The organism is Achromobacter sp. ISS7 (assembly GCF_056523125.1).
Genome location: NZ_JAWRZD010000001.1, coordinates 232,455 through 248,285, shown reverse-complemented (window position 1 = coordinate 248,285; position 15,831 = coordinate 232,455). Strand labels below are relative to the sequence as shown.

At 67.7% G+C, this 15,831-nt stretch carries 12 protein-coding genes; all 12 read right to left on the bottom strand.

Translation table 11 applies throughout. From position 1 onward, the window contains the following. Positions 1-89 precede the first annotated feature (89 nt). A complete protein-coding gene (locus tag AC1HFW_RS01065) occupies positions 90-1,442 on the bottom strand; it encodes a tryptophan--tRNA ligase (RefSeq protein WP_241067866.1) in 1,353 nt (450 codons plus the stop codon). A gap of 99 nt (positions 1,443-1,541) precedes the next feature. Further along, the gene (locus tag AC1HFW_RS01060; protein ID WP_061072123.1) at positions 1,542-1,865 is read right to left on the bottom strand and encodes a DUF3325 domain-containing protein; all 324 of its coding nucleotides are present in this window, start codon (positions 1,863-1,865) and stop codon (positions 1,542-1,544) included. 6 nt (positions 1,866-1,871) lie between these two features. After that, on the bottom strand, positions 1,872-3,572 hold the full coding sequence (locus AC1HFW_RS01055) for a PepSY-associated TM helix domain-containing protein (RefSeq protein WP_479281547.1): 1,701 nt from the start codon (positions 3,570-3,572) through the stop codon (positions 1,872-1,874). Beyond that, entirely contained in the window at positions 3,569-3,850 is a 282-nt protein-coding gene (locus tag AC1HFW_RS01050) for a DUF3649 domain-containing protein (protein ID WP_006393575.1), read from the bottom strand. Before AC1HFW_RS01050 ends, AC1HFW_RS01055 begins: the two co-directional genes overlap by 4 nt. Positions 3,851-3,873: 23 nt before the next feature. Continuing rightward, positions 3,874-4,506, bottom strand: coding sequence for a DUF4198 domain-containing protein (locus AC1HFW_RS01045; protein WP_479281546.1), 633 nt, complete (start codon positions 4,504-4,506; stop codon positions 3,874-3,876). Between the two features lie 149 nt (positions 4,507-4,655). Continuing rightward, complete coding sequence (locus AC1HFW_RS01040) at positions 4,656-7,166, bottom strand: TonB-dependent siderophore receptor (protein ID WP_061072126.1); 2,511 nt, start codon at positions 7,164-7,166, stop codon at positions 4,656-4,658. An 89-nt stretch (positions 7,167-7,255) separates the two neighbouring features. Continuing rightward, positions 7,256-8,212, bottom strand: a complete 957-nt coding sequence (locus AC1HFW_RS01035; RefSeq protein WP_083827841.1) for a FecR domain-containing protein — start codon at positions 8,210-8,212, stop codon at positions 7,256-7,258. Beyond that, entirely contained in the window at positions 8,205-8,738 is a 534-nt protein-coding gene (locus tag AC1HFW_RS01030; protein WP_104021580.1) for a sigma-70 family RNA polymerase sigma factor, read from the bottom strand. Before AC1HFW_RS01030 ends, AC1HFW_RS01035 begins: the two co-directional genes overlap by 8 nt. A 120-nt stretch (positions 8,739-8,858) precedes the next feature. After that, on the bottom strand, positions 8,859-9,950 hold the full coding sequence (gene zapE / locus AC1HFW_RS01025) for a cell division protein ZapE (RefSeq protein ID WP_061072128.1): 1,092 nt from the start codon (positions 9,948-9,950) through the stop codon (positions 8,859-8,861). Positions 9,951-10,031: 81 nt separating this feature from the next. Continuing rightward, positions 10,032-11,459 (bottom strand): dihydrolipoyl dehydrogenase, encoded by a 1,428-nt coding sequence (gene lpdA / locus AC1HFW_RS01020; protein ID WP_006393569.1) that lies wholly within the window; start codon positions 11,457-11,459, stop codon positions 10,032-10,034. Between the two features lie 120 nt (positions 11,460-11,579). Further along, positions 11,580-12,812: a 2-oxoglutarate dehydrogenase complex dihydrolipoyllysine-residue succinyltransferase gene (gene odhB, locus AC1HFW_RS01015; protein ID WP_006393568.1), complete on the bottom strand. Its 1,233-nt coding sequence runs from the start codon at positions 12,810-12,812 to the stop codon at positions 11,580-11,582. 102 nt (positions 12,813-12,914) lie between these two features. Next, positions 12,915-15,782 (bottom strand): 2-oxoglutarate dehydrogenase E1 component, encoded by a 2,868-nt coding sequence (locus AC1HFW_RS01010; RefSeq protein ID WP_061072129.1) that lies wholly within the window; start codon positions 15,780-15,782, stop codon positions 12,915-12,917. Between the last annotated feature and the right edge of the window lie 49 nt (positions 15,783-15,831).

Genomic DNA, 15,831 nt, shown 5'->3' with positions numbered 1-15,831 from the left:
GCGGCGCCCGACGCGCGGCAAGCTTTTCCGCCGCACAAACGACAAGGGCGGCGCGATGGCGCCGCCCTTGCCTTGCTGCCTGCGCGGCGTTATTCCTGCGCCATCGAGCGCAGCGCGTCGCGCGCCTTCGCCAGCTGCGCCTGGACGTCGCCCTCGGCGCCGGCGGGCGCCGTCGCCACGGTCGCGCCGTCCAGCACCGCCGCCAGGCCTTCGGCCGTGGCTTGCAGCAGGGTCTCGGGCGATTCCGCCTGCAGGCGACGCATCAGCGCGCCGGCTTCCTTGGGATCGGCGAAGCGTTGCGACAGCAGCAGTTCCTCGCCATCGGCGGCCAGGAAGCGGAAACGGAAGCCGCCGTCCTCGTCGCGGAAGCTGACGAAACGCGCGCCCTTGCCCTTTTCCTTCTTGGCCGGCGCGTCCTTGCCCGGCGCCTGCGCGTTCAGGTTGCGCAGGCCCACGGCCTCGCGCAGTTCGCGCATCATCGGCACCGCCAGCTTGCGCGCCTTGGCGGCGCCGGCCTGCAGCACGTCCTCGATGCGCCCGGGGTTGGCCATCAAGTCGAAGTAGCGCTCGCGCATCGGCGCCAGCAGGTTCTCCAGGTGGTCGTAGAGCGCCTGCTTGGCCTCGCCCCAGCCCAGGCCTTCCTCGAGCTGCTTGCGGAACGCCGCGGCCTGTTCGTGCGTGGCGAAGGCGCGGTAGATGGTGTACAGGTGCGAGCCTTCGGCGTCCTTGGGTTCGCCCGGTTCGCGCGAGTCGGTGACGATGCGCATGATCGAGGCGCGCAGCGCCTTGGCGCCGCCTTCGAACAGCGGAATGGTGTTGTTGTAGCTCTTGGACATCTTGCGGCCGTCCAGGCCCGGCAAGGTGGCCACGTCTTCCTCGATGGCGACCTCGGGCAGCGTGAAGTACTCGCGGCCGTACAGGTGATTGAAGCGCTGGGCGATGTCGCGCGCCATTTCCAGGTGCTGGATCTGGTCGCGGCCCACCGGCACCTTGTTGGCGTTGAACATGACGATGTCCGCGGCCATCAGCACCGGATACGAGAACAGGCCCATGGTCACGCCGTCGTCGGGATCCACGCCCTTGGCCACGTTCTGGTCGACCGAGGCCTTGTAGGCGTGCGCGCGGTTCATCAGGCCCTTGGCCGTGACGCAGGTCAGCAGCCAGCTCAGCTCGGGGATCTCGGGGATGTCCGACTGGCGGTAGAAGGTGACGCGTTCGGGATCGAGGCCCACCGCCAGCCAGGTGGCGGCGATTTCAAGCCGCGAACGGGCCACGCGGGCCGGATCGTCGCACTTGATCAGCGCGTGGTAGTCGGCCAGGAAGAAAAACGCGTCGACACCCGGTTGCGTGCTCGCCTGGACCGCCGGGCGGATCGCGCCAGCGTAGTTGCCGAGGTGGGGGGTTCCGGAGGTGGTGATGCCAGTGAGGACGCGGGTGTTCATGGACGATGCAGGCGTTTGCTTGGTGAAACGCCCAGTGTAACGTGCCGCGCGTGGCGCCAGGATGGCACGGGACGGCGACGGGCCGCCCGGGCGCCGCGATTACAGGACGGCCAGCAGCGGCGCGGCCAGCGCGCACAGCCCGCCGGCCGTCAGCGCGGCGCGCGGCCGGAAGGTCAGGAACCAGATCAGCAGCAGGCCGGCGATGCTGAGGATGCCGATCCATTCGATGGTGCCATAGCTCCAGCCCCAGACCGCGGCCGAGGCGCACAGCGACAACGCCAGCGCCAGCCAGCCGAAGGTGCGCAACGGCACGCGATGGCGGCGCGGCAAGGCGCGGTCGAACAGGTCCTCGTAGTGACGATCCATGCCCAGGCACAGGGCGGAGAATCCCGCGTAGGCAAGGCAGAAGGCGGCGAGCGTCATGGCGTATCACCTCGGTTCATAGGCAGCTTCGGAAGGGGAATGCGAGGGCGTCAGATCGGGCGCGGCGGGACGGGGCCGGGCCTGCGCCGCTTGCGCCGGGGCGGGCGCTTCGGCGGCCGTCGCGGCGCGGGCGCGGACGGGCGCCTTGGCGGCGCCCTTGGCCGGCGCCTTGCGTGCGCGGGCGGCCTTGCGCGCCATCCAGCCCAGGAGCAGCGCGCCAGCCAGGCAGGTCAGGTCGAAACCGGCCATGACCCAGTCGCCCGCCGGCAGCGACACGCCGAGGTGGCGCGACGTGGTCAAGGCGTTGACCACCGGCACCAGCGCCAGCGAGGCGGCGGCCAGCGTCAGCAGGTCGACCCATTTGCGCTTGTGGAACAGGAACGCGTACACCAGCGACAGGCCCCAGGCGCTGAAGAACGCGCGCACTTCCCACAACTGGCGGCCCGGCAGGTCGGCCGGCACCAGGCGGTTGGTCCAGAAGAACGCGGCGACCGCGATGAAGAGGCCCGCGATGGTGCCGGCGTTCAGGCCGTCCACCAGGCGCAGCGAGAAGGCCTCGCGCGCGCCGGGGCGCGCCTTCTGGCGGCGCTTGGCAATCCACAGCACCAGGCCGGAGCCGACCATGCCCGTGCCCGCCAGGCTGACCAGGAAATAGAACCAGCGCAGCAGCGGCTCGGCGAACAGCCCCAGGTGCAGTCCGATGACCACGCCGGCGGTGCGCATGGTGGGAGTCAACTCGTCCTGCCCTTCCTGGAAGGCGCCGGTGACGCCGTCGAACCTCGCATACGGCGCGAGCCGGCCGTAGGACACGCCGTCCGCCGCATCGCGCGCCAGGGTCACCGTGGCGCCAGCATCGCCGGGATTGTTGACCGTGACGCGGCCGACCCGTCCATGCCAACGCTGCTCGACCTGTTCGACCAGCGGAGCAAGCGCCACCAACGGCGCCGGCTCATTGCGAGGCGGCGAGACCTTGAAGCCCGGGAACATGTCGTCGGCGTACTGGCGCGGGTTTTCGTAGGCGGCCAGGATGCCGGCCGGCAGCAGCATGCTGGCGAACAACAGCAGGCCGCTGAACGTGATCATCAAATGGAACGGCAACCCCAGCACCGACAGCGCGTTGTGGCCATCCATCCAGGCGCGCTGGCCGCCCTTCTTCGGGCGGAAGGTGAAGAAGTCGGCGAAGATCTTCTTGTGCGTGATGATGCCGCTGATGATGGCCACCAGCATGAACATGCCGGCGATGCTGGCGAGCCAGCGCCCCCACGGGAACGCCGTCTCGAGTTCGAAATGGAAGCGGTAGAAGAAGTCGCCGCCGCGCGTCTCGCGACCCGCGACGGCCTGGCCGGTCAGTGGGTCGAGCTTGGCGCGCACGAAGCCGCGTTCGCCCGGCTTGGGTTTCTGCACCTGGTACAGCAGCAGGATCTCCGGCTCGCGGTCTGAGGGCGGCGTGATGAACCAGCGCTTGGCGTCGGGCGCGTGCTCGGTCAGGTAGCGCTGCGCCATGGCCACGGACTCGAGCGTGGGCGCGGCCTTCACCTGGATCTCGGGCTGCATCCAGCGGGTGATCTCGGGACGGAAGAACGACAGCGTGCCGGTCAGGAACATCGCGAACAGCACCCAGCCGAAGATCAACCCCGACCAGGTGTGCAGCCACGACATGGATTGGCGCAGGCCTTCGCCTTGCGCTTTTCCGGTACTCGGTTTCATGCGCCCCCCACCATGCGGCCGATCAGGAACAGGCCGCCGAACAGCGCCGCCGGCAACAGGATGCCGGCCCAGGCGCGCCAGGCGTTGCGGGTGGCGAACACCCAGATCACGCCACAGGTGTAGACCACGAAGGCCGACATCTGCGCCGCGACGACGGCGTCGGCGCGCTGCATGGGCAGCCAGACGGCCAGGCAGGCCGCAGCCGCCGAGGCCAGGCCGTAGCCGCCGAGGATGGCGGCCAGGGCCCGCGAGGCCACGGCCAGACGGTAGCGCATCATGCCTGCGCCGGCTGCGGGAGCTTTCACTTGGTCACGTTGAAGGTCAGGGTGGAAACGTAGCGGATCTTGGTATAGGCCTTGCCGTCGGCCTCGCCGGCCTTGCCCTCGACGTGGGCGGCTTCCAGCACGTACTGGCCCGGCCACGGCGTGGTGATCTCGATGCGGCCGTTCTCATCGCTGTGGAAACGCTTTTCCCACTTGGGCGGGCCGAACACGGTGACTTCGGTCTTGGCCAGCGGCTTGCCCTTGAAATGCAGCACGAAGGTGTTGCTGCCCGCGGCGGCCGGCACCAGTTCCAGGTCGAGCTTGCCCTGGGTGTCTTCGCGGCCGGCTTTGGCGCCGTACTGCATCAGCGTGTCCTTGAACTGGATCGGCTGCGACAGGCGCACGTCGCCCTTGCCGCTGGCGGCGAACTCGACGAAATCCGCGCCCTCGGCCGACGCCTTGAGCGCCTTGCCGTCGGCGCCGGTCACCACCGGCGCCACCAGGACCTTGCCCAGGAGGCCGTCGCGCTTTTCACGTAGGTCGTCCGCCCACTCGCCGAAGTACGCCTTTGCCGGCCCCTGGTCGGCCCGCTCGAGCCAGACGAAGTGCGCCTGCGCCGCGCCGGCGCTGCCCAACAGCGCGATGGCTGCCAAAGTCCTTGCGAATTTCATTGTCGATCTTCCTGTTATGAACGCCGGTCCGGAACCGCCCCCGCGGCGGTTACCGTATCGGCAGGGTCTGAATTATAACCATTCTCACTACGATGCGAGACTTTGCATGCCTGCCCGCCCACGGCCGCGCCGCGGACGGGCAGTCTGATTTACCAGCGATACCGCAGGCTGGCCTTGATCGAGCGCTGGTAGCCGTACCAGCACCAGGAATCGCCCGAGCACGAGGCGATGTATTCCTTGTCGAACAGGTTCTGCACGTTCAGCGCCACCTGCATGCCCTTGAGCGACGGCGACACGCGGCCCAGGTCGTAGTCCAGCATCAGGTCGAACAGCGTGACCGACGGCACCTTCATGGTGTTGGCCTCGTCGCCGTACGACGACCCGATGTAGCGCACGCCGCCGCCCACGCCCAGGCCGGCCAGCGGACCGCCCTGCAACTGGTAGCGGGCCCAGGCCGAGGCCTGCTGCGACGGCACGCCCACCGGCGCCTTGCCCTTGAGGTTCAGTCCCGTGGTGCCGGGATTGGCCTTGGAATAGGCGTTGTCCAGCAGCGAATAGCCGGCCATCAGCGTCAGGCCGCGCAGCGGTTCGGTCTTGGCCTCGAGCTCGATGCCCTGCGTGCGCAGCTCGCCGGACTGGATCTGGCAGCGCGCATTGGACGTGCCGCACAGGTGCGTCGGATCCGGATCGGTGGTCAGCATGTTCTCGCGGCGGATGTCGAACGCGGCCACCGACAGCAGCGTCGCGCTGCCCGGCGGCTGGTACTTGATGCCGACCTCGTACTGGTTGCCCTCGATCGGCTTGAACGGCGCGTTGTTCCAGCCGGTGCCCGACTGCGGCTCGAACGATTCGGAATAGCTGAAGTACGGCGCCACGCCGTTGTCGAAGTTGTAGATCACGCCGAAACGGCCGGTGAAGGCCTCGGCGCGCAACGACGAAGGCGTGGTGCGACCGGTGGCGATGGCGGTGCTCTCGCCGACGTTGCGCGACCAGTCGTAGCGTCCGCCCAGCAGCACCGAGAGGCGGTCGATCTTGATCTGGTCCTGGAAGTAAAGGCCGGTCTGGTACTGCGTGGTGGTGGCGTCGGTGGAGAAGGCCGGCACCGGAATGTTCTGGTGGTTGTCCGGGTTCATCACGTTCAACGCGGGCGCGCTGCCGAAGCCCGACAATGTGTCGGTCTTGACGTGTTGGTAGTCAAAGCCCAGCAACACCGTGTGGCCGAAGGCGCCGGTGTCGAAACGCGCCTGCAGGTTGTTGTCGATGGTCAGCGCGCCGACCTCGACGTCGGTCGCGATCGCGGCGCGCTGCTGGTAGAGGTAGCGGCTGTCGGTGTAGCCGTAGAAGCGGCTGGACGCGCCGTAGATGCTGCGGTACTTGGCATCGGAATGAGTCCAGCGCAGGCTCTGCGTCGCCTTCAGGCTGTCGCTGAAGCGGTGGTCCAGCACATAGCCGAGCGAATAGCTCTTGCGGTCGCTCTTCTCGAAATTGGCGTCGCCGTCGTAGTAGCTCGGCGACAGGCGGATGCCATCCGGCGCCGACAGCAACGAACGCATCGGCGGCACGGCGCCGTAGGAACCCATGTCGGGATCGCGCTGGAAGTTCGTCAGCACCGTCAGCGACGTGTCGCCATTGGGCTTCCAGGTGAACGCCGGCGAAACGAAGTAGCGACGCTCCTTGGTGTGGTCGATCTGGCCGTCGGACATGTAGCCCGATCCCACCAGGCGGTACAGGTACTTGCCGTCCGCATCGAGCGGGCCGCCGAAATCGAAGTTGGCGCGCCGGTAGTCGTAGTTGCCGACCTGCAGCTCGACTTCATGCAGGGCTTCTTCCAGCGGCCGCTTGCTGACCTGGTTGACCACGCCGCCGGGGCCGCCCTGCCCGTACATCACCGAGGCCGGCCCTTTCAGCACGTCCACGCGCTCCAGCCGGTAGGCGTCCACCTGCGGCAGGGCATCGCGCCCACCGAACACCCGCAGGCCGTCGAGGTAGGTCGACGCGGAAAAGCCGCGCACGCTGAACTGGTCGAGCCGCGTGGCGGTCGCGCCGCGCGTTTCGGTCGCCACGCCGGGCGTGTAGCGCAGCACCTGGTTCAGCGTCTGCGCGCCCTGCTCGGCGATCTGCTCGCGCGTGACCACGGACACCGATTGCGGCGTCTCGATCAGCGGCGTGTCGGTCTTGGTGGCGCTGACGCTGGCGCCGGCCACATAGCCCACGGTCGGCGCCAGCGCGCTGAGGGAATTGCCCGACACCGTGACCGGCGCCAGCGTATGCGTATCGCCCGCCGGCGCGGCCGGGGCCGCCACCAGCGTCCAGGTGTTGCCGGACTGGGCGCGCGCCTGCAGGCCGCTGCCCGCCAGGATGCGGGCAAAGCCGGCGCCCACCGAATAGGCGCCGTCCAGGCCGCCGGAACGCAGGCCGCGCACCTGGGCCGGATCGAACGACAGCACCACGCCGGCGCTGCGCGCGAACTGGGTCAACGCATCGCCGAGCGGACCAGCGGCGATCTGGTAGGTGCGCGGCGCCTGGGCGGCGGCGGGCGAGGCTTGCGCCCAGGCGGCGGGCGCGGCGGCCAGCCAGGCGCCGGCGCAGGTCGCGGCAAGCACGGCCAGGCGGCCGGCGGTCAAGGTCGCGCGAGGGCGCGGGCAGGATGAAGCGGACACGAAAAACTCCCTGTACGTAGGTCTCTATCTCTGCCTTTCCGTACCGGGAACAAAAACCTGCAATGCGTCGAGCGAGAAAATTGTAACGATCAGGCCGTGCGTGGCCCGACTTGCAGCCAGTACTGCGTGTGGCGCGTCACCACGATGGGCAGGGCCGGCTCCAGCGCCCTGAGCGCGCGTTCGGCGTCGTCCAGCGGAAAGACGCCCGACAGCCGCAGGGCGGCCACCGCCGGGTCCACCCGGATCACGCCGATCCGCTGGCGCGCCAGGTATTGGGCGAAGGCATCCAGGCGCCAGTCCTTGGCCACCACCAGGCCATCAACCCAGGCCAGGCGGTCCGGGTCCGCGGCATGCCGCTCGACGCTCCCCTGCGCGCCATAGGTCAGGCGTTCGCCCGCCTCGACCTGGGCCTGCTGCCCATCGCGCAGCAGCGCGACGCTGCCCTGGTAGACCCCGAGCCGCGCGCCGTCGTCGGTGCGCCGTACGTCGAAGCGCGCGTTCTCGGCCAGCAGCACGCCATAGCCCGTATCCACCCGCAGCGCGGCCGCGCCCGGCCGCGCTTGCGCGTGGACCAGGATCTCGCCGCGCAGCAGGTCGATGCCGCGCGCGCCGCCATCGAGCCGCAAGCGCAGCGCGCTGTCGCTGTTCAAGGTGACGTGCAGGCCATCGGCCACGGCGACCGCGCGCCGTTCGCCAACGCCGGTGCTCAGGTCCGCCGCCAGCCGTTGCCACGGCGTGTGCCGGTATCCGGCCCATCCCGCCACCCCGACACCCGCAAGCGTCAGCATGGCGCGCAAGGCGCGGCGGCGACCGGCCGGATCCGGAGCGTCCAGCGCCGCATGCGCCAATGCCGCGGGAACACGGCGCGCATCGCGGCCGATCATTTCCAGCCGTTCCCAGGCCTGCCGGTGCAGGGGATCCCGCGCCAGCCAGGCATCACAGGCGTCACGGTCGCGCGCATCGGCCTGGCCGGATTGCAGGCGGGCCCACCAGGCGATGGCTTCGCGCACCACGGATTCCGGCGGCCTGCCGATGACGCTAGTCATAGAGCGCGGCATAGCAGGCGGACATGGCGCGCACCATGTACTGCTGCACGGAACTGAGCGACACGCCGAGCCGCTGCGCGATTTCGGGATAGGTCAGGCCGTCCAGCTGCGACAGCAGGAACGCCGAGCGCGCCTTGGGCGGCAGGCTGTCGAGCAGCCGGTCGAGCTGCATCAGGGCCTGCATCTGCTCGGCCTGCGTCTCGGGCGACGGCGCATGGGCCTCGGGCATTGAGGCCAGATAGGCCAGGTAGGCGTGTTCAAGCGCCGCGTGCCGTTGGTGATCGACCACCAGGCCCTTGGCGATGGTGGTCAGCAGGGCCCGCGCATCAGCCGTGCGCACCGCCTTGCGGCCCTGGATGACGCGCACGAACACGTCCTGCGCCAGGTCCTCGGCGCGGTGCGCGCAGCCGAGCTTGCGGCGCAGCCAGCCGAACAGCCACGGCCGATGGTCGCGGTACAGGCCATCGACGGGCGTGACGGACGCATCGGCGCAAGAGACCGAAGACGGGATGAAGGGGGAAGACACTTGAAGACTGCGGTGCGGGACCTGAAGTCTTCGGATGTTAATTGATAATGACTTGCATTACCAACATTAACCACGCAAACCGCCCCGCTCGCGTCCACGGGACGGGCGCTTGCGGCATAACTACAACGTTACGGTCAGGCGGCGTTCGGATTCCAGGTATTCGCGCGACTGCATTTCGAGAATGCGCGAGACCGTGCGGTGGAATTCATTGGCCAGCACGCCCTCGGTATAGATTTCCTCGGGTTCGCACTCGGCCGACATGATCAGCTTGACGCGATGGTCGTAGAACACGTCGATCAGCCAGGTGAAGCGGCGCGCCTCGGAGGCCTGGCGCGGCCCCATGCGCGGCACGCCGGACAGGATCACGGCGTGGAAGCGGTTGGCCAGCTCCAGGTAATCGTTCTGCGAACGCGGGCCGCCGCACAGCGTGGCGAAGTCGAACCACACCACCGAACCGGCCAGCGCCAGCGCGCGGATCTCGCGGTGCTCGATGTGCAGCACCGGCTCCTGCGGCGGCGTGTCGGCCAGGCTGTCGAACGCCTGCTGCAGCGCCTGCTGCGCATGCTCATCGAGCGGCGAGTGGTAGCACTGCACCTGCTCGAGCGAACGGCGGCGGTAGTCGACGCCGGCGTCCACGTTCATCACGTCCATGCGCGCCTGGATCAGCTCGATCGCCGGCAGCACGCGGTCGCGGTGCAGGCCGTCGGGATACAGCGTCGACGGCTCGTAGTTGGAGGTCATCACGAACGAGGTGCCGTACTCGAACAGCTTGAACAGCAAGCGGTGCAGGATCATCGCGTCCGCCACGTCCGACACGTGGAACTCGTCGAAACAGATCAGGCGGTAGCGCTTGGCCACGCGCTTGGCGACCTCGTCCAGCGGGTCCTGCATGCCCTTCACTTCTTCCAGCTCGCGGTGCACGCCACGCATGAACTCATGGAAGTGCAGGCGCGTCTTGCGCACCACCGGCACGGTGGCGTAGAACGCGTCCATCAGGAAGCTCTTGCCGCGCCCCACCCCGCCCCACAGGTACACGCCGCGCGGCACGTCGGGACGGTTCAACAGCTTCTTGAGCGCGTTCGAGCGCAACGCCTTGAACTTGATCCATTCGTCGTAATAGCGCTGCAGCCGGTCGATCGCCTTTTTCTGGGCGGCGTCGGGCTGGTAGCCGCGTTCGGCCAGGGCTTGTTCGTAGTATTCGCGGACGTTCATGGAAGAGGCAGGTCAAGCAAGTGAAAAAAAGGGCGGGTCCGAGAACCCGCCCCTTTGGCCAAGCCGCAGCGCGGTGCCGGATCAGAAGTTCAAGGCGCGCTTGTCGACGGCCAGGGCGGCTTCCTTCACGGCTTCCGACAGCGTCGGGTGCGCATGGCAGATGCGGGCGATGTCTTCGGCGGCGCCGCGGAATTCCATGATGGTCACGGCTTCCGAGATCAGCTCCGAGGCCATCGGGCCCACGATGTGCACGCCCAGGACTTCGTCGGTCTTGGCATCGGCGATCACCTTGGCGAAGCCGGTGGTGTCACCCAGCGCGCGGGCGCGGCCGTTGGCCAGGAACGGGAAGCTGCCGGCCTTGTACTCGCGGCCTTCGGCCTTGAGCTGCTGCTCGGTCTTGCCGACCCAGGCGATTTCCGGCGAGGTGTAGATCACCCAAGGCACGGTGTCGAAGTTGACGTGGCCGTGCTGGCCGGCGATGCGCTCGGCAACCGCCACGCCTTCTTCCTCGGCCTTGTGCGCCAGCATCGGGCCGCGCACCACGTCGCCCACCGCCCAGACGTTGGGCAGGTTGGTCTTGCAATCGCCGTCCACGGCGACGAAGCCGCGCTCGTCAAGCTTCAGACCCACCGCGTCGGCGTTCAGGCCGCCGGTGTAGGGCACGCGGCCGATCGAGACGATCAGCTTGTCCACCACCAGCTTCTGCTCGGCGCCCTTGGCGTCGACGTAAGGCACGGTCACCGACTTGGCGGTCGCCTTGATCTCGCCGATCTTGACGCCCATCTGGATGTTCAGGCCCTGCTTGGTGAAGGCCTTCAGGGCTTCCTTGGCCACTTGCTGGTCAGCGGCGGCCAGGAATTCCGGCATCGCTTCCAGGATGGTGACGTCGGCGCCCAGGCGGCGCCACACGCTGCCCATTTCCAGGCCGATGACGCCGGCGCCGATCACGCCCAGCGACTTCGGCACGGCGCCGATGTTCAGCGCGCCGTCGTTGGACAGCACGACCTTTTCATCGAACGGCAGGCCGGGCAGCTCGCGCGCCGACGAACCGGTGGCGACCACCACGTGCTTGGCAACCAGGTCTTCCTCGGCGGTGCCGGTGACCTTGATGGCCCAGCCGCCCTCGACCTGGCCGACGAACGCGCCCTTGCCATGGAAGAAGGTGACCTTGTTCTTCTTGAACAGGTACAGGATGCCGTCGTTGTTCTGCTTGACCACCGAGTTCTTGCGGCCGATCAGCGTGTCGAGCTTCAGGCTGACGCCCTTGACTTCGATGCCGTGCTCGGCGAAGTGGTGGTTGGCTTGCTCGAAGTGCTCGGACGATTGCAGCAGCGCCTTGGACGGGATGCAACCGACGTTGGTGCACGTGCCGCCGGGAGCCGGGCCGCCCTGGCCGTTTTGCCAGGCGTCGATGCAAGCCACCGACATGCCGAGCTGCGCGGCGCGGATGGCGGCGATATAGCCGCCGGGGCCCGCGCCGATGACGACGACGTCGAATTGTTTGGACATAGTGTTCTCGCGAATGAGGAGGGAGTGAAACTCGCCCCGGCCCGCGCGAGCCGGCCCGTGAGGCCGGCCGGGCGCCGCCGGCCCGAAGGCCGCGGCGGCGCCGGGCTCAGGGCGCCGAGATTACAGGTCCAGCAACAGGCGCTGCGGATCTTCCAGGGCGTCCTTCATGGCGACCAGGCCCAGGACGGCTTCGCGGCCGTCGATGATGCGGTGGTCGTAGGACAGGGCCAGGTAGTTCATCGGGCGGATGACGATCTGGCCGTTTTCCACCACGGCGCGATCCTTGGTGGCGTGCACGCCCAGGATGGCCGATTGCGGCGGGTTGATGATCGGGGTCGACAGCATCGAGCCGAACACGCCACCGTTGGAGATCGAGAACGTGCCGCCGGTCATCTCTTCGATGCCCAGCTTGCCGTCGGCGGCGCGGCGGCCGAAGTCGGCGATCGTCTTTTCGATTTCAGCGATCGACAGCTGGTCGGCGTTGCGCAGGATCGGCACCACCAGGCCACGCGGGCTGCCGACAGCGATACCGATGTCGAAGTAGCCGTGGTAGATGATGTCCTTGCCGTCGATCGAGGCGTTGATCAGCGGGAACTTCTTCAGCGCGGCAACGGCGGCCTTGACGAAGAACGACATGAAGCCCAGCTTGATGCCGTGTTCCTTCTCGAACTTGTCCTTGTACTTGTTGCGCAGATCGATGACCGCTTGCATGTTCACTTCGTTGAACGTGGTCAGGATCGCGTTTTCCTGCTGCGATTGCAGCAGGCGCTCGGCGATGCGGGCACGCAGGCGGCTCATCGGCACGCGCTGTTCCGGACGGCCGTCCAGCGACAGCGTGGTCGGGGCGGGCGCGGCGGCGGCCTTGGCCGGGGCGGCCTTGGCGGCGGGGGCGCTGGCGTTCAGGGCGTCGCCCTTGGTGACGCGGCCGTCACGGCCGGTGCCGGCGACGTTGGCGGCGTCCACGCCCTTCTCGGCGAGGATCTTGGCGGCGGCGGGCGAAGCCACGCCGGCGGCGGCGGTCGAGGCGGGAGCGGCCGGGGCGGCGGCGGCTTGCGCGGCGGCCTTGGGCGCTTCGGCGGCGGGGGCGGTCGCCGGGGTGGCGGCGGCCTTGCCGGCGGTGTCGATACGGGCCAGGACTTCGCCCGAGGTGACGGTGCTGCCATCGCCCTTGACGATTTCAGCCAGCACGCCCGAGGCGGGAGCCGGCACTTCCAGCACGACCTTGTCGGTTTCGACTTCGATCAGGATTTCGTCCGCTTCGACGGCAGCGCCGGGCTGCTTCTTCCAGGTCAGCAGGGTCGCTTCGGAGACGGATTCGGAGAGTTGAGGGACGACGACGTCGGTGATAGCCATTTTGTTTATTCCGTAAAGTGTGTGTTCTGGACCGCGCGGCGCGGGCAAAGTTCGAAACGGGGTTTCCGCAACTTGCCGCGCGCCGCGCGCGCATCGGGTTGATTACTTGGTCAGCATGACCTTGAACTTGGGCGCGAACGCCGTTTCGATCAGGGCCTTCTGCTGCTCCTGGTGCTTGGCCAGGTAGCCCACGGCCGGCGATGCCGACGCGGCGCGACCGGCGTAGCCCAGCTTCTGGCCTTCGACCATGTTCTCGTACACGTGATGCTGAACATAGAACCAAGCGCCCTGGTTCTGCGGCTCGTCCTGGACCCAGATCACTTCGGTTGCCTTCGGGTACTTGCGCAGTTCGGTCTCGAACGACTTGTGCGCGAACGGGTACAGCTGCTCGACGCGGACGATGGCGACGTTGTCGGCGCCACGTTCACGGCGGGCATTGACCAGATCGTAGTAGACCTTGCCCGAGCAAGCCAGCACGCGCTTGACCTTGGCGGCGTCGATGGCCTCGTCGACCTCGCCGATGACCGGGCGGAAGCTGCCGCCGGCCAGTTCGGTCAAAGGCGAACCGGCGTCCTTGTTGCGCAGCAGCGACTTGGGCGTGAACAGCACCAGCGGCTTGCGGAACGGACGGATCATCTGGCGGCGCAGCACATGGAAGATCTGCGAGGCCGAAGTCGGCTGGATCACTTGCATGTTGTTGTCGGCGCACAGCTGCAGGAAACGCTCGATGCGGCCCGACGAGTGCTCGGGGCCCTGGCCTTCGTAGCCGTGCGGCAGCATCAGGGTCAGGCCCGACTGGCGGCCCCACTTGGCTTCGCCGGAGCTGATGAACTGGTCGATCACGACCTGGGCGCCGTTGACGAAGTCACCGAACTGGCCTTCCCAGATGGTCAGCGTGTTGGGTTCGGCGCTCGAGTAGCCGTATTCGAAACCCAGCACGGCTTCTTCGGACAGCACCGAGTCGATCACGGTGAACGGGGCCTGGCCTTCCGAGACGTTCTGCAGCGGAATGTAGGTGCCGTCGTTCCAGCGCTCGCGGTTCTGGTCGTGCAGCACGGCGTGGCGGTGCGTGAACGTGCCACGGCCCGAGTCCTGGCCGGTGATGCGGATGGCGTAGCCCGACGACACCAGCGTGGCGAAGGCGAGGTGTTCGCCCATGCCCCAGTCCAGGTTCATCTCGCCCTTGGCCATGGTGCGGCGGTCGTTCAGCAGCTTGGCGACCAGCGGGTGCACCGTGAAGCCTTCCGGCACCGTGGTGATGCGCTCGCCGATGCGCTTGAGCTCGGCCAGCGGCACGGCGGTGTCGGCCTGGTCGGTCCACTTGGCGCCCAGGAACGGCGACCAGTCGATGGCGTACTTGCTCTTGTAGTCGGTCAGCACCGGTTCGATGGTGCGCTGGCCGTCTTCCATCAGCTGGCGGTAGTCCTTGACCAGTTGGTCGGCTTCACCCTCGGCCAGCACGCCTTGCGTGGTCAGCTTGTCGGCGTACAGCTTGCGCGTGCCGGGGTGGTGGCCGATGCGCTTGTACATCAGGGGCTGCGTCAGCGACGGGGTGTCCTGCTCGTTGTGGCCCAGCTTGCGGAAGCAGACGATGTCCACGACGACGTCGTGGCGGAACTGCAGGCGGTAGTCCAGCGCCAGCTTGGTCACGAACACGACGGCTTCGGGATCGTCGCCGTTGACGTGGAACACCGGCGCTTCGATCATCTTGGCCACGTCGGTGCAATACAGCGTCGAGCGCGAGTCGCGCGGATCCGACGTGGTGAAGCCGATCTGGTTGTTGATGACGATGTGCATCGTGCCGCCCGTGCCGTAGCCGCGGGTCTGGGCCAGGTTCAGGGTTTCCATGACCACGCCCTGGCCGGCGAAGGCCGCGTCGCCGTGCACCAGCACCGGCAGCACTTGCTTGCCTTCGGCGTCGCCGCGGCGTTCCTGGCGAGCGCGCGCGCTGCCTTCGACCACGGGGTTGACGATTTCCAGGTGGGACGGGTTGAACGCCAGCGACAGGTGCACCGGACCGCCACGGGTCGACAGATCGCTCGAGAAGCCGTTGTGGTACTTCACGTCGCCGTCGGTCAGGCCTTCGGCGTGCTTGCCTTCGAACTCGGCGAACAGGTCGCCGGGCATCTTGCCCATGATGTTCACGAGCAGGTTCAGGCGGCCGCGGTGGGCCATGCCGACCACGATTTCCTGGACGCCGTTTTCACCGGCGTGGTTCACCACTTCGTCCATCGAGGCGATGAAGCTTTCGCCGCCTTCCAGCGAGAAGCGCTTCTGGCCGACGTACTTGGTGTGCAGGAAGCGCTCGAGGCCTTCGGACTCGGTCAGCTGCTGCAGGATGTGACGCTTTTCCTCGACCGAGTAGGTCGGCGCGCCCAGCGTGGTTTCCAGGCGTTCCTGGATCCAGCGCTTGGCGGCGGGGTCGGAGATGTGCGTGAATTCGGCACCGATGCTGCGGCAGTACGTGTCGCGCAGCGCCTTCAGGATGTCGCGCAGCGTCATGGTGCTGGCGGTCGTGAAGTAGGTGTTGGTGGCCGAGTAGGTCTGGTCCAGGTCGGCTTCGGTCAGGCCGTAGAAGGCCGGATCGAGTTCGGGGATCGGGGGACGTTCCTGGCGCTTGAGCGGATCCAGGTCGGCCCAGCGCGAACCGAGCGAGCGGTAGGCGGCGATCAGCGATTGCACCGAGACTTGCTTGGAGGCGACGCTCAGGTCGGGTTCGGCGGCGCGTTGCACGAAGGCATTGGCCTTGGCGCGCTGGGCGAACGATTCGACGATGGGAGCGTGGGCCTGGTCGCGGGTGGATTCCTGGCCGTCGGTGGCGGGAGCGTGCTGCAGCTGGTCGAAGTATTCGCGCCAGTTGTCAGGCACCGAACCGGGGTTGTCGAGGTAGGCTTCGTAAAGCTCCTCAACGTAGGGGGCATTCCCCCCAAACAAGTAAGACGTGGATAGGGATTCTATTTCCGAAGACATAATCGCTTCACCTTTACGAGTGCTTCACTCGATTACGATGCAGGAAAAC